Annotated in this window: 20 protein-coding genes; 3 read left to right on the top strand and 17 right to left on the bottom strand. The window is 31.3% G+C overall.

Going from position 1 to position 17,552, the window contains the following annotated elements; all coding sequences use genetic code 11:
• Nucleotides 1-140: 140 nt before the first annotated feature.
• The 7 genes from Z054_RS0120540 to Z054_RS0120510 form a co-directional block, all read right to left on the bottom strand.
• Nucleotides 141-629 (bottom strand): DUF2938 domain-containing protein, encoded by a 489-nt coding sequence (locus Z054_RS0120540; protein WP_024771916.1) that lies wholly within the window; start codon nt 627-629, stop codon nt 141-143.
• Nucleotides 630-751: 122 nt separating this feature from the next.
• The gene (locus Z054_RS0120535; protein ID WP_024771915.1) at nt 752-1,606 is read right to left on the bottom strand and encodes a helix-turn-helix domain-containing protein; all 855 of its coding nucleotides are present in this window, start codon (nt 1,604-1,606) and stop codon (nt 752-754) included.
• A 136-nt stretch (nt 1,607-1,742) separates the two neighbouring features.
• Nucleotides 1,743-2,822, bottom strand: coding sequence for a serine hydrolase domain-containing protein (locus tag Z054_RS0120530; RefSeq protein ID WP_024771914.1), 1,080 nt, complete (start codon nt 2,820-2,822; stop codon nt 1,743-1,745).
• Nucleotides 2,823-2,979: 157 nt separating this feature from the next.
• Nucleotides 2,980-4,125, bottom strand: a complete 1,146-nt coding sequence (locus tag Z054_RS0120525; RefSeq protein WP_024771913.1) for a helix-turn-helix domain-containing protein — start codon at nt 4,123-4,125, stop codon at nt 2,980-2,982.
• A gap of 3 nt (nt 4,126-4,128) precedes the next feature.
• Nucleotides 4,129-4,422: a hypothetical protein gene (locus tag Z054_RS0120520; protein WP_024771912.1), complete on the bottom strand. Its 294-nt coding sequence runs from the start codon at nt 4,420-4,422 to the stop codon at nt 4,129-4,131.
• Between the two features lie 2 nt (nt 4,423-4,424).
• On the bottom strand, nt 4,425-4,967 hold the full coding sequence (locus Z054_RS0120515; protein WP_024771911.1) for an HD domain-containing protein: 543 nt from the start codon (nt 4,965-4,967) through the stop codon (nt 4,425-4,427).
• A gap of 90 nt (nt 4,968-5,057) precedes the next feature.
• Complete coding sequence (locus Z054_RS0120510; RefSeq protein ID WP_024771910.1) at nt 5,058-5,471, bottom strand: winged helix-turn-helix transcriptional regulator; 414 nt, start codon at nt 5,469-5,471, stop codon at nt 5,058-5,060.
• A gap of 167 nt (nt 5,472-5,638) precedes the next feature.
• On the opposite strand from Z054_RS0120510, the gene Z054_RS0120505 reads away from it, so the two are divergent.
• Nucleotides 5,639-6,028 carry a hypothetical protein gene (locus tag Z054_RS0120505; protein WP_152538628.1) on the top strand — a complete coding sequence of 130 codons (390 nt, stop codon included), beginning with the start codon at nt 5,639-5,641 and terminating at the stop codon, nt 6,026-6,028.
• Between the two features lie 84 nt (nt 6,029-6,112).
• On the opposite strand, the gene Z054_RS0120500 is transcribed toward Z054_RS0120505, so the two are convergent.
• Nucleotides 6,113-7,060, bottom strand: a complete 948-nt coding sequence (locus tag Z054_RS0120500; protein WP_024771908.1) for a TolB-like translocation protein — start codon at nt 7,058-7,060, stop codon at nt 6,113-6,115.
• 326 nt (nt 7,061-7,386) lie between these two features.
• Between Z054_RS0120500 and Z054_RS31835 the strand changes: the two genes are divergently transcribed.
• The gene (locus tag Z054_RS31835) at nt 7,387-7,539 is read left to right on the top strand and encodes a hypothetical protein (RefSeq protein WP_161635318.1); all 153 of its coding nucleotides are present in this window, start codon (nt 7,387-7,389) and stop codon (nt 7,537-7,539) included.
• Nucleotides 7,540-7,555: 16 nt separating this feature from the next.
• On the opposite strand, the gene Z054_RS0120490 is transcribed toward Z054_RS31835, so the two are convergent.
• The 9 genes from Z054_RS0120490 to Z054_RS0120445 all read right to left on the bottom strand — a co-directional run bounded on the left by Z054_RS0120490 (nt 7,556) and on the right by Z054_RS0120445 (nt 16,582).
• On the bottom strand, nt 7,556-8,605 hold the full coding sequence (locus tag Z054_RS0120490) for an alpha/beta fold hydrolase (RefSeq protein WP_024771906.1): 1,050 nt from the start codon (nt 8,603-8,605) through the stop codon (nt 7,556-7,558).
• Nucleotides 8,605-9,216, bottom strand: a complete 612-nt coding sequence (locus tag Z054_RS0120485) for a hypothetical protein (RefSeq protein WP_024771905.1) — start codon at nt 9,214-9,216, stop codon at nt 8,605-8,607. The genes Z054_RS0120490 and Z054_RS0120485 overlap by 1 nt, the downstream gene beginning before the upstream one ends.
• 258 nt (nt 9,217-9,474) lie before the next feature.
• Nucleotides 9,475-10,599, bottom strand: coding sequence for a serine hydrolase domain-containing protein (locus Z054_RS28960; RefSeq protein WP_024771904.1), 1,125 nt, complete (start codon nt 10,597-10,599; stop codon nt 9,475-9,477).
• 103 nt (nt 10,600-10,702) lie between these two features.
• Complete coding sequence (locus tag Z054_RS0120470) at nt 10,703-11,734, bottom strand: helix-turn-helix domain-containing protein (RefSeq protein ID WP_241461434.1); 1,032 nt, start codon at nt 11,732-11,734, stop codon at nt 10,703-10,705.
• 156 nt (nt 11,735-11,890) lie between these two features.
• Nucleotides 11,891-12,691 (bottom strand): DUF7079 family protein, encoded by an 801-nt coding sequence (locus Z054_RS32345; RefSeq protein WP_024771902.1) that lies wholly within the window; start codon nt 12,689-12,691, stop codon nt 11,891-11,893.
• 202 nt (nt 12,692-12,893) lie between these two features.
• On the bottom strand, nt 12,894-13,286 hold the full coding sequence (locus tag Z054_RS28950; protein ID WP_035092867.1) for a hypothetical protein: 393 nt from the start codon (nt 13,284-13,286) through the stop codon (nt 12,894-12,896).
• Between the two features lie 59 nt (nt 13,287-13,345).
• A complete protein-coding gene (locus tag Z054_RS0120455) occupies nt 13,346-13,957 on the bottom strand; it encodes a hypothetical protein (protein WP_024771901.1) in 612 nt (203 codons plus the stop codon).
• A 45-nt stretch (nt 13,958-14,002) separates the two neighbouring features.
• Entirely contained in the window at nt 14,003-14,590 is a 588-nt protein-coding gene (locus Z054_RS0120450; protein ID WP_024771900.1) for a Crp/Fnr family transcriptional regulator, read from the bottom strand.
• Nucleotides 14,591-14,596: 6 nt separating this feature from the next.
• Entirely contained in the window at nt 14,597-16,582 is a 1,986-nt protein-coding gene (locus Z054_RS0120445) for a putative porin (protein WP_024771899.1), read from the bottom strand.
• Nucleotides 16,583-16,864: 282 nt separating this feature from the next.
• Between Z054_RS0120445 and Z054_RS0120440 the strand changes: the two genes are divergently transcribed.
• On the top strand, nt 16,865-17,467 hold the full coding sequence (locus tag Z054_RS0120440; RefSeq protein ID WP_024771898.1) for a ribonuclease HII: 603 nt from the start codon (nt 16,865-16,867) through the stop codon (nt 17,465-17,467).
• Nucleotides 17,468-17,552 lie beyond the last annotated feature (85 nt).

The raw sequence follows: 17,552 nt of genomic DNA, 5'->3' as shown, positions 1-17,552 counted from the left end.
TTTTACATAAACAACAAAATTATAGATGGTACTACAACCCCAGATATAGGTATCTCAATCTAAACATAGAAATGTTTTTTCACTCCAGAGAAGTATACTACTATAGTATCTAATTATTCATTTTAAATACGAACAAAGGGTTATATCGCCGATATTTTATTTAATAGAATTGCACTTAGGTATAATCCGATTCCGAAAATGGTATGTGTAAGCAAGCTTTTTATCCTACCTATAGTTGGATTTGGTATATCTGATAATGCAACCCCAAACCCAAATGCAGGCTGCATAATAAAAAAAGGAGCGACGATAGTAACAAGACCTATTAAAATGGCTGGTTGAAAAGTTGGGTTAGCTAACCAATCTTTACTACAAACAAATACCAATAAAAAGGCAAATGATATACCTATTATATAATGCGATAACCAACCTATTACTAATTCATTTTTTAACGAGGGAGAATTAAAAATTTTATTATGAAAGAATTTTCCTTTAGGCATATAGCCAACCCAACGGCCAAGAAGACTATAGTCAAGTGATTTTATTTTAAACAGACTTAATATATATGACCAAATATCCATTGTAAATGTAGCGCCAATACCAATAATTATTGTTTTCAATATCCAATTCATTTTAAATCTGCTTTTTGATTCATTTAGACAATTAAGGAGTAGATAATAAATAGGTGTCATTATTTATGTCTACAAAATCAGCACTCACACGAACTACTATAGCAGGACAAAATTGTAGTTTACTAGGATTTACCTAAAAATTTATGTCTAAACACTTTGGGCGAACACTTCATATGTTTTTTAAAAAACCTGATGAAGTAAGATGTATCATCATATCCTAAATCATAGGCTATACTACTTACTTGATTAGAAGTAGCCAAAAGATATCTTTTGGCTTCCAAAATTATGTGTTCATTAATTAATTCGGAACATGTTTTACCTACTGTAGATTTAGTGATAGCATTAAGTTGATACAAAGAAAGGTTCATCATTTCTGCATATTGAGCGGCGCGTTTACAGGTAATACAATGTGTTTCTAAAAGTTCTAAAAACTCTTGAAGTCGTTCTTGTGAATATGATGTACCACTGTCCTTATGATCTTTTCCGATATTCCGACTAAGTTCTGTAAGTAATATACTTAAGTTAGCGTTAATTACTTCCTGATATCCATCATCTTTATTTGTGAATTCCTGAAAAATAGCATCTAAAATCGATAGTGATTTTTTAAAACTAGTCGTATCAAGTTGATAAAAGTTTAAACTGCTTATTTTTCTTAACAATTCTATCCTTACCCTATCATGGGCAACATAAGAATTGGCATTAAAATTAAGTAAATACCCTGTGCATTCTGCATTTAGTGTAAGTTGATGTACCTGACCCGGGCGAATAAAAAATATCGAATGAGCACAAACGTCGTAAGGAACAAAATCTATTTCATGAAAACCGGTTCCCTGCTCTAGTGCAAGTAAAAAGAAAAAATCATGCCTATGAAGACTCTGGGTCATAGGTTTTCCACCCAACATCTTCTTAACATTTTTAATTGCAAAAATAGATTCATTTGAGTTTGCATTACCTTTTCTTACAGGAATGTCTTGCATTATAAGTCTCGGGGATTTAAGTTTAACTTGTTTTTTATAAGCATTAGATCATATACAAAGGCATTATAACATAAAAGAATACTCCTACTTTTTCATTGGCACTAAGATAATTAAACGGATAAAAATACAGCTCTGTTTATCTGCTTAGTTTATTCCAAATTTTCTTAAATCTTTCTAAATTATCAGGGCTTAGATCTTCATTTGCCATCAGAATTTGTCCTACGTTTGTTTTGGGATTAAACATCATAAAAGCAGATGCTCCTAAATCTGAACCTGTATGGCCTATTTTCCCAGATTTAAAATAAGCCATAAAAAGCCCGGTATTAGGTTCTCTCGGATTAATATTCTGAACTTCGTTCTTTTCATTAAAATTCTTAGCATATAACTCACTCCACGATTTTTTAGTAAGTAATGTACTATTTCCGTTATATCCTTTTATGAGTTCAATTAAGTAAAGAGACAAGTCTTGTATGTTCGTTTTTAAGCTTCCATCGGGATATGTCACACAAGAATAAGGTTGTATGGCCTGATCATTTTCATCGTATAATATACTATGTTGTGTACTATTTATATTCTTATAAAACCAACCTGTATTATTCATCTTTAATGGTGTGAATATATTTTCTTCAGTAAATTCATTAAAAGGTTTCTTACTAACTTTTTCAATTATATAAGCCGCTAATGTTGCTCCAATATTCGAATATTCATATTGCACTCCTGATTTCTTTTTCGAAAAACTTTTCTTTACACTCTTCCTATTATGACTAAGATGCTCATATAAGTATGCTCTTAAAGATGTTTTTGGAGAAAGCTCATAAGCATATGCTGATTCGTATATTTTTTCATTATCCATAATTCCAGAGGTATGGGTTGCCAGATGTCGTAATGTAATGATGTTTGAATCATTGATATGCGGATTAACAATTTTAAAGTCCAGATATTCATTGATATCTTTATCCAGGTCAATTAGTCCTTTCTCTTTGGCTATCATTAAGGAAACTCCAATAACTGTTTTACTCACCGATCCTATCGGTTGAATTGTATTTTTTGAATAGTTCTTCTTTTTTTCTTTATCGGCTAATCCAAATGTCTCTATTTCTAAGACCTCATCCTCATTAACTACAGCGGTAGCATAACCTGTAAATTTTCCGTCTTGAGATGTACAACTCTGGACACTTAAAAAAGTAATTAAAATAAAAGTAAAATACGATTTCATAATTATTGTTTTTTTTGATTGATATATTCATTTTGAAATTACATACTACTCAAATATTACATATCACCCTATCGAGTAATTATTCTGTTGAGATTTGACACAAATAAATATGAAAACTACGATCCAAACGCTCCAACGCTTCTGTTGGCACCTATTTTTATAATGTTTTTTGGAGTGAGGATTTGAATTGGGATGGAGATAAACCGGTTTCTTTTTTAAATATTCTATTAAAGCTGGTTTTGGACTTAAAACCAGATTCGTATGCAATACCCAGAAGTGTAATATTACCATACTCTGATGATTTCATTTTTTCCTTGACAGAGGCTACGCGATATTTATTCACATAGTCATAAAATGTAGTCTCTAAATATTGATTTAAAAATGTTGAGAGCTTTTTATCAGAAATTGAAATTGCACTTGCCAACCTGCTTAAAGTAAGATCTTCGTCTAAATATTTTTCTCCAACAAACATTACATGCTCTAATGACAATTTCAGGTTATTCAATTCCTCATCGCTCATACCAGACAAGTATTCGTTTTTTTTACCTTCTTTATCTTTTTTCTCTGGTGTATTGATCAAAAAATCAGGGAGTAGGATTTTTGACTGTTTAACTCCATAATACCCTAAATATGCTATTAATATAATTACTGAAACTAATGTCAAATACGTAGTTTCAAAATTTAACTCTTTGACGTTGGTCTCATATAAAGTAAATACCACATCCAGGCATGAAATCACGAGCACACCAATTAGCATTCGTTTCACCCAACCAAAATCATTTTCAGAAATGTTTGAAAAATTGAGTTTCATTGCACTTTTGTAGGTGTTAAATAATTTTAATGAATATAATGTGTAAAAAATAAAATACATCATCAATAAAACGCCAAACAAATCACCATGATCATTGATAGTTTTTAAATAGTTAAAAACAAACTCTTTCTTAATGATTGAGATCAAAAAAGGAATGGATACACATAGCAAGTAGAGCAAAGTGGGAACAAAATGAATATAGTATTTTCTTATTAGTTTTTTCTTTCCTTCAAATAGAGACTTTATATAAACAAATATTAAAGGTCCGGTAAAAAATTCAATAATTTCATTAAACACAAAAGTGGTAAGAAATAAGGGTTTTAGTTTATGAATTTGTGCATAACCGTGAATAATGTAAAATAGGGTTATCGAAAAAAACAAAAGAAGTAATCGCTGCGGTGATTCTTTGGTTTTAGATTTTATCAATAACAAAAGTATAATTGCATTGATGACAATTCCTGTGGTTAAAAAGAAGGTAATTCCTAAATCCATATACTAAAAGTGCTGTATATTGTCTATTATTCGATATCTTTTTCTGTCATATTCATCTCCCATTTCATCTTTTGAATATTCCTTAACAAGCTCTATTAGCCCTTCAGAGCATAATTCTTCTAAATCCCTGTAAGAAATATCATTACATGTAAAAGATTCAGATCTATCATTAATCTCAAGAGACCAGGGGTACCATAGCAATCCATAATACTCCCAATAGTATTCAAATTCAGTACAATTTGCTTTTTTGCATTTTTCCCGAATTTCAGAAATAATACTATTCAGCCTTTCATCCATGATTATAATGTTGTAATCATTTGTTCATATTCCTTTATTTTTGATTGTAGTCGTTTATTTAGATACTCATTTTTATTATTAAGATGAGATGAAATTAATTTAGCTTCTTCACAATATTTAATTATTTTATTTTTAGTCCAATGTTCTGGTGGAATTTGGAGGTTTGTGATTCGGTCTGCTATTTTAACGATTCCAACTTCTTTTTGCAATTTATTTATACGAATCAAGCTATCCATCATTTTTTCTTCTTTGGATAGTAACTTCTCATCTTTTGTTAGCGCCTGTACAGCTATAGCAATAGGCTCATCAAATATCTGTTTGATTTCTTCAAAATCTGTATCTGTATCTTCAATTGTATCATGCAAAATTGCTGTTTGCATGGCAAAATCTATATCAAATGAATCATCAAAATTGTAAGCAAGTAACACTTCCATAGCTACATTTGAAATATGTAAAAGATAGTTAGCGTTTGTTCCGGGAACTTTTTGTTTGCTGTGTTTTTCTCCAGCAAATTTGATTGCTTTTTGATATAATTCTTGTGTCATAGTAATTTTATTATATACAACGGTTGACTATAATTTCATTGCGATAAAAAACCACAATGAATTATAGTTTTTGTTTTGTACTCTTTTTACTCAATCTAAATGATTGTTTTTTAACTCTTCCAGAAACTCTTTTTGTTTTTTCTCCCCTCCATCAATCAATGCTTTCAAATGTTCAGTTAATTTTTTGTCAACAGGTAAATGTTTTGATGCCCAAACACCAATATCCATAATTACTGGAAAAAGGTCAATTCCCATTTGTGTTAAGCTGTAAATATGTTTTTGTTTATGAGAGTCGTCTTTTTTTTTGGTAAGAATTCCTCGTTTTTCCAGCATAGCTAACCTATTACTTAGGATATTTGAGGCAATTTTTTCATCAGATTTGAGCAACTCTCTAAAATGACGTTTGCCAACCATCATTATATCTCTAATAATAATGAGTGTCCATTTATCGCCAATAATTTCTAATGACAAATTAATTGGGCAATAAGATTTAGATTCTTTCATTCTGTATGGCAATTTGCTAACTAGTTGCAAATTACAATTACTTTTTCTACATTGCAACTGGTTTTATTTAGCAACTAGTTAATTATTATGAATATTATAATGAATATCAAAGTCTTATGGATTATAAAAGGTCAATTATTATTAAATCTAACGAAAAATCTGCCTTTATGGCTTTAACCAAGGGTATTAGTAAATGGTGGGGAAACACGAGTAATCCTGTTCAAAGCAAGGGCGATATATTTACAGTTTCTTGGGGTGAACCCTGGTATCAATTTAAGGTTATAGAGTTTGATTCGTTTAATTCAATTACCTGGGAATGTATTGATGCTAATCAAATTATTCCGGGTTTAAAAGGCGTAAAAAAAGAATGGGTAGGTACCAAGTTAGAATGGATTATTAGTCCGGTTAATAATGGCAAAGTGGAAGTAAGTTTGATTCATCATGGATTAACCTCTGAAATAACATGCTATGAATTTTGTTCAGCCGCTTGGGATGGTTTTGTTACCAATAGCATGAAAAACTACTTAGAAGGATTGAATAGTCAAATTTCAAAATAAAAAGGTTTTACAAGCATATAAACACGCTCAAACTTTTGTTTTAGATTCATTTCCCCATATTTTTATAAATCACTAGTCTACTGTTTATTTTCTTTGGTCTTTAAAAATAGCACTAACATTTACCCAATACACTTCTCCTTTGGTTACTCCTTTCCATCCACTTTTAGGAGGATTACTATACCTTTTTGAAAAGAAAAAATACTTGCCATCTGGTGACATATATGGGCAGAAATAAATCCAATCTTTCTTTAGCGGTTCACCAATATCAAAATGAACCGGAGCTTGCCATTTGTTATTTTCTTTAAATGATATTGCAAAACCTTTCTCATCTGTATATGTGTTTCCGGTAATCAAATAACTTTCATCAGGAGAAACATAGGTACTACGTTCACCTTTCTTTGAATTTACTTCAGAACCAATATTCATTGGGGTATCGAATTTTCCTTCTCCTAGATATTGCGCTCTATAAATATCTCCTTTACCAAGGCCGCCAGGACGATTTGATGTGAAATATATACTTCCATCTGCAACAACTACCGGGTAGGATTCTACATACTTTTCTGTTGATATGGGGTATCCAACCTTTGAAGCAATTTGCCATTTACCATCGATTTTTTGACTTCTATATATGTCTGGTTTACTTTTTTTCAAACGATCTTCAGGGTTAATCCCAAGAAAATACATGGTATTGCCATCTTGTGTAATTGATGGGTCAATAGCAACCGATTCACTTTTTTGGTCGGTATACATTTGTATTGGTTGCGGCGCAGTCCACTTACCATTAATTAAATTAGAGTGATGTATAATAAAGTTACCATCAATAATTCTGGTAAAAAACATTTCGGTAAACGAAGCATTAAATACTGTATTAATTTCTATAGCATCTGTATTTACAAAAGATGGAGCAAATAGTTCAGGTACTATCCCTGGTAATTTTTCATCTATATAGGAATTATTTAAGCTAATTGGCTTACAACTTTGCAAGATAAAAACGAATCCAATCATTGATAAGAAATAATACCTCCTGTTCATATTTTCTGATTTAAATAATTGCTAACAGTTTATGCATGAAACGTTGCGCTCAGAAAGATACTACATTTATGGATTAGCATAGAATAGAGTTTTTATATTTTGTTTTAACTTCTCATTTTTGAAAGGCCATACTTCGACAAGCTCAATACAAGCTTTAAAAATTTGGCAACCTCGTACACATGCCCAAATCTTTATTTTAGAGTCATTTTTCTTTGTTTTTTATCAATTACTGAAACTGGCATAACTTGATTCTTAATTATGTTTTTTTAACTTTTTGCTTTCTAAGTGCTATCATAACCCAGATAAATAAGAGTAAACAAAAAGCAATGAAAGTATCTCCAATTATAGAATATATAGTGTTAGTTCTTTTTGTTGGATCTATTACTACTATTCCTAAACCTAAAAATATATTTTGCTCAGAAGCTATTCGATTTGCTTTATTATATAATTTATTTTCGTCTTCTTTTAATATTGAATAATACGATTATCATCTCACTATTTATGCTGATTGATAAAATCAATTACTTTTTCAGCAAAAAGATCAGGTTCAGTATCCATGGGGCTGTGTGCTGATTTTTCAAAAATGAAAAGTTCTTTATCACTAGATCCCAAATTGTCATAAGCTTCTTGGGCATATATAGTAGGAACACCAATATCATATTTTCCCCAAAGTACTAGAGAGGGTATTGTAATTTCGGATAATCTATCGGTAAACGATACCTTTTCAAAAAGCCCCTTTTTAACTAAAATAGACTGTATTTTGTTGCCATTCCAAATGGTTATCAATGAATTATATTGGAAGCTATTAAGACCATCAGATTTTGGTTTGTTAATTACCCCGTCATCTGCAAGCTTTTCTTCGGCATTATATGCTTCTCCATTCAATTTATAAAAATCCTCCTTACTGTAATCTGTACCCACGTTTTTTATTAAATCAAGTACACTTTTCCAATATTCAACATTATTTTGTAGCGCGATTTGCTCATCTGCTATTTTCTTAAAAGTAGTTTTATATTCATTATACATTCCTTTTGGATTATGGGCACCATCAACATCAATCCACCCTAAAAAATCTTCTTGATTTTTTAACAAGGTAGCAGGCCCTAATGTGCCTCCCCAACTATGCCCCATTAAAAAGAATTTAGAATCATCACCATACTTAGCTTTTAAAACCTTTACTAAAGCCAAAACATCTTCTGCCATTAGATCAATACTCACATCTTCTTCAGAATAACTGCCTTGTGAGTTGCCAGAGCCACGTTGATCAAAATAAACAACGGCATTATTTCTTTCTATTTTGCTTTTAATGGTGTTTTTTCTTTCCCCCCATCCAGTTCCCCCGGGACCTCCATGCAGTATGATTAGGAATACTTTTTCAGAAGCATTACCATGAATGTATGCCGGCATATCGGCTTGCTTATGCCGTACAAAAATGGTTTCATTTAGGTCATAAATATTATCATCATCTTTTGAACAAGAGAAAACGCTTAAAATTATTACTATGAGGACTACTATTTTTACTTTACTAAGAATCATTTTTTGCATTATTTTTTTCTTTTAAAATTAAACCGATGACCGTATTGTAATGAGAAAACAGGTAATGTACCTGTATTATAATTTGTTCGCAGGGTACATTGAAGGTTTAAATACCAACCTGAACGTTTTTTTCCTTTACGAAGTTTTCCTATTCCAATAGCAATAGAAGGGGCATAATAGCCTCTCCCAGGAAGGGAAACTTTAGAAACATGATCTCCTTTTACCTCATACGTTTCTGGTAAAAATGAACGATAATACCCAAGCGGATTTAACTCCACGTTGTATTGCTTGCCTTTGGGATTTGTTCTTCGCCAAATAAGGCCATAATAAGTAGATAGTCCATTATCTGTTTGTGTTGAGAAGTTTGTGGAGTAACCAAGGCTTCCGTTGAACAAAAATTGGTGAGTGATGATCTTTTGTCCCTTCTTTCGCTCTTTGATCTTAACATATTTTTTCCATGCATATTCTGCGCCAATATTAAGTCCATTATCCCATACTATATTTCCGTAATACCCTATTTTAAATTCGGTTCTATCTAAAAAAGAGGCACTACTGGTTTGACTTTGAGCTTGAAGATTTACAGCAGCCATAAGTAGAAAAATAATACTACGTATTTTCATGTCTTTGTTTTTATTTACAACCAAATAAAGTGGTTAATGATGAGTTTTTTGCAGCACATTTTTCTGTAGTCTTTGCTTGCATAGCCGTAACACATAAAAAAATAATCGCAATAATTAGATCTTGTTTTAAATTCATTTTAATGTTTAATTTATTTTGATGGCAAACATATACGCATTAAGTATATTTAAGGTTTCAATACCTTAACATTGGACAAATTCGTACTTATTTATGCAGACCAATTGGTGTTATAAATATTTTTATTGAAGAGATATATTTTCGAATAACGAAGTCGCTAACTCGCTTATTTTTTTTGAATAAGTATCTGTTAGACCAGAAACATTGGCTAATACAATTACAGCCTTTTTATTATTCTTGTCCACTTTTAATTCAGAACTGAAGCCACTAGTACCACCATTATGATTTAATATTTTAAAATCATCAACTTCTAAAATATGCCATCCTAGCCCTACAGAAAAACCTGGTGCAATTTCAAATGTTGTTTCTTGCGGTAAGTTATAAACCAAATCATTCTCAAAATTCTTACGTACAAATTTTTCTAAATCAATTACTGAAGATTTTATGGATGCCCCTGCTGTCGATACATCTGTATAATTCCAATGTGGAACTGCGTTATCATTTTCATCTCGTCCTGTTACTAATTTTGTTGCATCTACATTTTCTAAAAGCGTGGTTGAATTAGTCATTTGTAATGGCTCAAAAATCTGACTTTGTAGTAACTCCTCATAAGATGTGTTCGCTTTTTTAGATAAAATGTCCCCTAGCATTCCCATACCTAAATTCGAGTATTCGTATTGCGCACCACTGACCGAATTTAAAGCAACATGATTTTGTAAGTAGCTTTCTAAATGATTTATAGTATAATCTGCATATGGATCATTACTATTAAATCCAACAACCTCATCGATATTGGTAGGCAAACGAGGCAATCCAGAAGTATGATTAGCCAACTGTAATAAGTTAATATCACCACCATTCAGTAGCGGAAAAGCAAATTGACTTTGTAATGTTTCTGTTAATATTGCATTATTGGTACTCACTAATTTTGATAAGCATATACCTGTAAACACCTTTGTTATTGATCCGATTTCAAATATTTTGTCTGTATTATCGGTTCCTCTTAATACACTATTATTATTATAAACACCAATGTATTCTGTAGATTCATTATCTATAACCGCTATGGCGATTTGAACATTTTTTGGTAAGTCTGAAACGTTATCTTCAATGATTTTAACGAATTCTTGATTCTCTATATCATCTTTGAGTGTTTTTGGAGTATCGATTGAATCGTCATCATTACTACAACTTGAAAAAATTATACTGCAAATTGATGCAATAATAGTCATTGTTTTAATTTTCATATATTTTGATTTAAAGAAACGTATTTGTAATTATTTCTCTGCAAACCTATATGAAGTATGACTTTTTAGGGTTTCAATACCTTAAAATTGAATAAATCCGCACTTATTTATATTTTTTTCGATAAGCATTTGGTGTAGTACCCGTTATTTTTTTGAAAGCATTATGAAAAGTTGACTTTGAAGAAAAACCACATTCTAATCCAATAGCCAAAAGGTTATAATTATCAAACTCAGAATCTAAAATTAGGTTCTTGATTGCTTCAACTCGATGACGGTTGATATAGGTTGAAAAATTATCTCCTGTAATTGTATTTACAAGCTGAGAAACATAGCCAGGACTTATACCTAATTGTTCAGCCACTTTATCTCTGTCTAATGTACTATCCCTATAAATTTGGTCATTAATACAAAGACCTTCAAGTTTTTTAAAATAAGAATTTTCTTTAGTAAAAGATTCTATTTTTTTTGTGTCAGATGTTTTGGATAGTGTAACATCGGTGACAACTTGCATCGTGCTATCATTTTTTTGTTTAGTTATCAATGCCCTAATTTCTTCCTGATCTTTGGCTAGTCTAAATTTAAAAATGCCAAAGTAACTTGTCCAGTGTATTAAAAATGTAGCAAACACGGTAAGAATCTTCATAACAGGAGCAGAATCATAACCTAAAAATGCGTCAGAAAGTACAGCAAAAATCCAAGAACTAAATAATACAGAAGCCAAAAACCATAGATTGGTAAGCCATCTTTTTTCTTTGGTGTTATTCGAAAACTTAATAAAAGTATAAGTGTAGATTAAAATACCAGGGATAAATAAAATGATTATCATGAGTTCAATAATATCCATTAAAAGCTGGTACTCAAATGGAATTCGAAGTGAATTGGCAATTATATCTACATCGAGAATACTAGAAATCAGGGAGTATAGATAAGGTGTGAATAACCATATTCTTTTTCTAGAATTTTTAACCGGGTGGTCAATTTGATGAACAACATATAAAAAAATAAAAAAAGGAAAAAGAATGCCTGAATCTATAATATCAATAAAGCGTAGAAACGGTATAGTATTATATATCCCAGTATCATCAAGAACAGAATTGAGTAGAGAAAGTGAAAGTGAAAAAATGGCGTAAGCCAAGTACTTATTTGCTTTACTTTTGAATAGGGGAGATTTTAAAATAATTATCCCTAAAACTATTCCTTGGAATATTGCAATATTAAGAAGGGTTATTAATATCAATTGTAAATTTCATTTTAAGATTCAAGAGTTCGTTTAATGTTTTACAATGCCAGACTAATAGCCATTGTTGTAGTGCATTTTTATTCGGTTTTCTATTTCGGTCCAATGATCTTTTCTCATAGAATATAAAAATCGATTGTACAATTTTGTTTTCCATCTGAAAAGACTATTCTTTCTTTTTAAATATGCTTTTGTACAAGATTCATTTAGCCATTTTTCGTCAAAACCATTCCATTCTCCGGCAATACTCATTAAATTTCCTTTTAATACAGGAAAAACTTCATACAAGTCAATTTCTTTTAATTCCGAAATATGTAAATCAGAATTTAAAAAAATAGTAGTTATCGATTCGTAATTCTCGTCTTGTAATTCCGTATCTAAATAAAATTCAGAAATCGAATTCCATATTGGGATTCTTTTCTCAAGTTCAAGTTCTATATCAATTGAGTTATCTCTTTCCCAAGGATTAATGAATTTTTCAAATTCAACCCATTCTTCTTTTATTTGATTTATCAATTCTATTCCAGCAAAAGCAATAGTTCGTTCGTGAGTGTAATAAATCACAAAGCTCACATTTTCATCAACGTAAAAAGTATCATCTCCAGAAAAATCAACTATGTTCAGTTTATCAATAACTTTAGTTTCTTTAGGATAAGTGAATTCATAAATCCTTCCGGTTTTCAGGTTGTTATAAATTCTATTTAATTTGTCAAAACCAAATTTTTCATTGAATTCAAAGCTATCAAAATAGCAAGTGTTTTCTTCAGTTACTCCGGAAAGAGGAATCCAAAAATCGAATGGATTTATTTTCCATTTTGTTTTTAATTCTTTTATAATTTCTTTCTCGGTTTTCATTTTTCTCAAATGCACTATTACAATAATATATATGTACTGGTAGGCATATACTCATTATGTATTTTTGCACACATTTTAATAAACGTTTCTAAAAATACCAAAACGATCTCACAAAATCAGATTTCGTGGCCCCGTTTTTTGACAGTTTTAATTAAACCCAGGTCATGCAATCTAGTATACTATAGTATCCCACTGTTTTTGATCAGTTTCCAATCACTAATAATATCCCGATTATTAAAAGAACTACCCATCCCGGGTGTTTTCCTTTAGTTCCTACTAAAACCAAAAGAGATGACAAAAACATTGTATATATGATTGGCTGAATTATAAAACCAATACTAGTTGAATCTAGCTCATTTTGTTCTGCTGAAATTTTGATCAATATCGCTCCGATACCCCAACCAAAAACTGAAGCTAAATGCCAGGTTGCCCATAATATCCTTAAGTGCCTTTCTTTTAATGCTTCGCTTTTTTTTGACGGAACCAAGCTTCCTTTATTCCTTTTGCTATTAAAAATCAAATATTCTCCAAGAATTGAGTGAACAATTCCTAAGAGAAAACACAGAATTCCTGCTATACATACATACACATTCATAGATCAATTTTTATCGTATTCTTTTCGGTCTCTTTTGTTTAGTATTGTGTGTTCGTACTCTATTTTCCTATCAAAATATGGTATTCTTTTGGTATTTCAATTCCCTTATATCCATTTGTTAATCCATAAAATAGTACCAGTGTTAATATAACACCAAGTACAAGTATTAAAACAGATTGTTTTTTAGGTGTAATCCCCAATATGTTATTTTTCATTTTGGCATAATGAATGGTCGAAATATGACCAAAAAATGAAAATATAGCAAACCCATAATAGGGGATGAAAAATAAATTTATCGGAAAAGTATTCAATCCCGCTATTCCAAAGTAGATATTGGTATCTAAATCTAAAAATAATCTCCCTGAGAATACTGCTCCAAGATGAAACAGAAAGAAAACGGCTAGATATAATCCGCTCCATACTTGTAGTTTTTCAAAAAAACCAGTGGTGTTTTTTCTTCTCTTCAAAAATAGTTGTATCCCAGAAAAAATTTGAACACATACCGCGATCAACAAAAAAGTTTCGGCAAATACATTTCTATAAACCAAACGAAATTTATCCATTAATTGGATGTGCTCCTCTACTCCAAAAAGACTATAACCATGGTTAAACAAATGAAAACTTATAAAAATTGTAATTGTTATCCCTGAGATATAATGAATTCGTCTCATTGTTTTTTCACAAAGGTGAATCTAAATTATATCGTATCATTTGATTTATATCAAATTCGCTTTTTTAGGTTTTCTTATTCTGCTTAATGTTTCTAGTGTAATTCCAATATATGAGGCGATATGTGTTAAAGGTATTCTTTGGGTGACATTTGGATAAATAGACAATATATTTTCATATTTCTGTTCTGCCGATTGAAATTGGATTGATACAATTCGTTCTTGTTGCTGTAGCATGGTTTTTGTGACCACAATTCTATTTAGACGTTCAAAATCAGAATATTTATCTGATAGTTTTTCTACATTTTCTCTTGATATTTCTAATAGTAAAGAATCTTCTAGTACTTCGATAAAATGAGGACTTGGAATATTAAGGAAGAAGCTATTTATTGAACATATAAAATCATTTTCAAAAGCAAACCAGTCAGAAATATCTCTACCGTCCTTTAGATAGTATGCTCTTGCACATCCCTTTATTATAAAGAATGTTTTATCAGAGAATTGCCCTTCCTTAACAAGAATTGTATTCTTTTCTGGGGTTACTATTCTGGAGTTATTTGATAATTCTGATTTACAATCAGAGGTTAAAAGAGAATATTCCTCACTAATTAAGTCAATTATTTCCTCTTTATTCATAAACGCTTACAAAAAGAAATTCCAAACCAAACCGAAACGCAATACAGCATCACGTGTTGCATATCCCGGTGCAGAAAACTCGTTGTTCTGCCTAAAGGCTTCGCCAAAATTTTCGACTTTAAAAAAGATTCTTGTCTGTCGCACCTTAGCATTAAAAAAGATATCAAACTGCGGATAACCACCTATCTCTTCGATATTTTGAACATAAAACTCTGACAAAACAGGATCATATGCATCTGCTTTATAGCTTGTAAAATATTTAAAGGTTACCCCTGTTTGTAAATACAATGCTTTTTTAAACCAATGATCATGATAATACAAGCTGTTTCTGGTTGTTATTTCCGGCACATTATATATCTGATCTCCTCCCTGAACATCTTGGTACATCACGGTATTATCAAGACCTAGTTTCCAGTATTTAAGTCCTTGTGTAAGTTTTACTTTCAATACATCAATACTTTCTGGAGCTTGTAGAGGGACAATTGCAGAATTTGCATCTTTTGCAAAATAGGCATACTTACTAATCGTAGCATAGCTCGCTTCTATCTCGGCAATTTTCCTGGCTTTAATATTAACTTGTATTTTTTGAGTTTCGGTATTATCAAAATTATTTTGCCAGTTATAGTTTACATAATCACTTTGGTAGAGTAGAAAATTATAATTTGGCGCAACAGATTTAGAACTTATTTTGGCTCGAATACCATAGTTTTCATTAAGATCATATCCTGCACCTGCATTAAAATAATTTCCTGTAAAGTCACCAGAAACAATAGTCATCCCATCGGCAAATAGCTGAAATCCTTTATATGTATTCTTATACTCACCCCCAACAGAATATATATCTCCTTTAATACGATTGGTTATATTTATTTGAGCACCAGAACTGTTTACCTGATTTACAATCGCATTATACCCGTAGTTATAATTAGAGCTTCCTCCTAGTACACGTAAATTTCCCAGCCATTTATTTGTAAAATCCACATACACCTGGTTACTAAAATCTTCTAGAGCTACATTATCTGCAATATTTGCAGTTACATAGGACGCTCCCAAAAGATTATTAGGAGCAATTGCTGCCTGATCATATTTAAATCTCTTATCTGTAAGATCCATAATATGTCCTACCGACAAGGCTGTAGAAGAACTATCTGTTTTTTTAAATATTGCGTATTGATGATTTAGATAAAATCGTTTTCCGAGCAATATACTTTCTGCATTTTCAAAATTAACAGATACTGATCCTCTATCAGAAAATTCACTACTTTCTCCAACAAATTCTCCTCTCGCCAAATATTGATTTAACCCTTCTTCTGATAATCCTCCATTTTCTTCATTAAGCAAATCTTGTGACACAAAATGTGTGCGCACTTTATATCGTTCATTTTTGGTCGAATAATTAGCTGTAGCTCTAAAATTACCTGTACTTGTTAAAGCATGTTGATATTTCCCTAATGATCGTACACCTTTATAAGCAATCGAAAGATTAAGTCTTGGTGAAGTATTTACCGTAAAAAAGGCATCTAATTGCTGTCCTTGCTCAAAGGTGGTTTTAAAATACAACTCGGTAAGAGGAGTAGGTACCTGATAATATACTATATCCTCGGCTTCCATAAAATTGAAATGCCTGGCTCTGGCCCCCATTAGTGGTAATATATGATCTCTTTCTTCTTGCTTGGCTAAACTATTATAGGTTTGCCCAACATTATGAATAGGAAGTAACTCAAAATCATCTTTACGCAGATAATTGAACTTATAATCCTTTTGTATGGTCAATGTTGTATCCAGATATGTCGTATCACTTTTTATTGTTATGATCTTATATTCTGTAACCGGTGGCTTCTTTTTTTTAGTCTTTGGTTGTCTTAACGATTTTCTGGGTTCTTGAGATCCATCCCCACCTAGATTAGAATCACCTACTCTCTCCTGGTCTCTTTGCGCCCAAATCACCGAAGCCGATAAAAGTGCAACTATAAATATTATGTTTTTTCTCATTAGAATGCTAAACTGTGGCAAAAATATACTTTTTTAACGAAAGTAAATGCTACTCATTGTTTGTATAATTTGGTTTATGTATTAGAAAATCTATTCCAGTTTCTAACTCCTGCAGAATATAACGCTTCGCTACATTTTTAAGTGTAATCCACTGGCGCTTATAAAATGTTATATTCTATGTAATTAAAATCCTCATCATAAAATTCTAACCTATAAGTTAACTTTTTCATCAATTTCGAAAAATTGTTTTTAGGTATTCTATGCATACTGTATCTTCGTATTATGCTTACATTAAAACTAAATCCTGATCTTCTCGAATGTGGTACCGATGAAGCCGGACGAGGATGCCTGGCAGGTCCGGTCACAGCAGCTGCCGTAATCTTACCTGATGATTTCAATAATTCGGTTCTTAATGATTCTAAACAACTTACCGAAATCAAAAGAAACCAATTAAAACCCATAATAGAAGACTCCTCTTTGACCTATGGTGTGACACATATTTTTATGGAAGAGATTGATGAGATTAATATTTTGAATGCTTCTATTTTGGCTATGCAAAGATCAATAGAGCAGTTAAAACCTCAACCAGAACATATCATTGTAGACGGAAACAGATTTAAGCCATATCATAATACACCCTATACTTGCGTTATTAAGGGAGATGGAAAATATTTAAACATTGCAGCAGCCTCTGTATTGGCAAAAACATATCGTGATGAGTTTATGGAAAAAATACATGAAGAGTTCCCTATGTACAACTGGAAAAAAAATAAAGGATACCCAACAGTAGAACATCGAGATGCCATTCGTAAATATGGTATTACCAAATATCACAGGAAAAGCTTTAGGTTATTACCAGAACAACTTACACTAGATCTTAAATAATTATATCTTTGAGGCTTACAGGAGAAAAACTCCAATTATATTTCTATCATTAAACAAGAATATCTATTTTGCAAACCAGGAAATT

This window comes from Aquimarina macrocephali JAMB N27 (genome assembly GCF_000520995.1).
GTDB classification, from domain to species: domain Bacteria; phylum Bacteroidota; class Bacteroidia; order Flavobacteriales; family Flavobacteriaceae; genus Aquimarina; species Aquimarina macrocephali.
Note: the sequence above shows the minus strand (reverse complement) of the source record. Positions and strands in the feature narration are given on the sequence as shown.

Excerpts from the sequence above, each read along its gene's own strand:
- Z054_RS0120490 (WP_024771906.1), bottom strand. The coding sequence starts at position 8,605 with ATGCAAAAAATGATTCTTAGTAAAGTAAAAATAGTAGTCCTCATAGTA.
- Z054_RS28950 (WP_035092867.1), bottom strand. The coding sequence starts at position 13,286 with ATGAATGTGTATGTATGTATAGCAGGAATTCTGTGTTTTCTCTTAGGA.
- Z054_RS0120530 (WP_024771914.1), bottom strand. The coding sequence starts at position 2,822 with ATGAAATCGTATTTTACTTTTATTTTAATTACTTTTTTAAGTGTCCAG.
- Z054_RS0120500 (WP_024771908.1), bottom strand. The coding sequence starts at position 7,060 with ATGAACAGGAGGTATTATTTCTTATCAATGATTGGATTCGTTTTTATC.
- Z054_RS0120520 (WP_024771912.1), bottom strand. The coding sequence starts at position 4,422 with ATGGATGAAAGGCTGAATAGTATTATTTCTGAAATTCGGGAAAAATGC.
- Z054_RS0120445 (WP_024771899.1), bottom strand. The coding sequence starts at position 16,582 with ATGAGAAAAAACATAATATTTATAGTTGCACTTTTATCGGCTTCGGTG.
- Z054_RS0120535 (WP_024771915.1), bottom strand. The coding sequence starts at position 1,606 with ATGCAAGACATTCCTGTAAGAAAAGGTAATGCAAACTCAAATGAATCT.
- Z054_RS0120450 (WP_024771900.1), bottom strand. The coding sequence starts at position 14,590 with ATGAATAAAGAGGAAATAATTGACTTAATTAGTGAGGAATATTCTCTT.
- Z054_RS0120485 (WP_024771905.1), bottom strand. The coding sequence starts at position 9,216 with ATGAAAATACGTAGTATTATTTTTCTACTTATGGCTGCTGTAAATCTT.
- Z054_RS0120505 (WP_152538628.1), top strand. The coding sequence starts at position 5,639 with ATGGCTTTAACCAAGGGTATTAGTAAATGGTGGGGAAACACGAGTAAT.
- Z054_RS0120515 (WP_024771911.1), bottom strand. The coding sequence starts at position 4,967 with ATGACACAAGAATTATATCAAAAAGCAATCAAATTTGCTGGAGAAAAA.
- Z054_RS0120540 (WP_024771916.1), bottom strand. The coding sequence starts at position 629 with ATGAATTGGATATTGAAAACAATAATTATTGGTATTGGCGCTACATTT.
- Z054_RS28960 (WP_024771904.1), bottom strand. The coding sequence starts at position 10,599 with ATGAAAATTAAAACAATGACTATTATTGCATCAATTTGCAGTATAATT.
- Z054_RS0120510 (WP_024771910.1), bottom strand. The coding sequence starts at position 5,471 with ATGAAAGAATCTAAATCTTATTGCCCAATTAATTTGTCATTAGAAATT.
- Z054_RS0120525 (WP_024771913.1), bottom strand. The coding sequence starts at position 4,125 with ATGGATTTAGGAATTACCTTCTTTTTAACCACAGGAATTGTCATCAAT.
- Z054_RS0120455 (WP_024771901.1), bottom strand. The coding sequence starts at position 13,957 with ATGAGACGAATTCATTATATCTCAGGGATAACAATTACAATTTTTATA.
- Z054_RS31835 (WP_161635318.1), top strand. The coding sequence starts at position 7,387 with ATGAAAGTATCTCCAATTATAGAATATATAGTGTTAGTTCTTTTTGTT.
- Z054_RS32345 (WP_024771902.1), bottom strand. The coding sequence starts at position 12,691 with ATGAAAACCGAGAAAGAAATTATAAAAGAATTAAAAACAAAATGGAAA.
- Z054_RS0120440 (WP_024771898.1), top strand. The coding sequence starts at position 16,865 with ATGCTTACATTAAAACTAAATCCTGATCTTCTCGAATGTGGTACCGAT.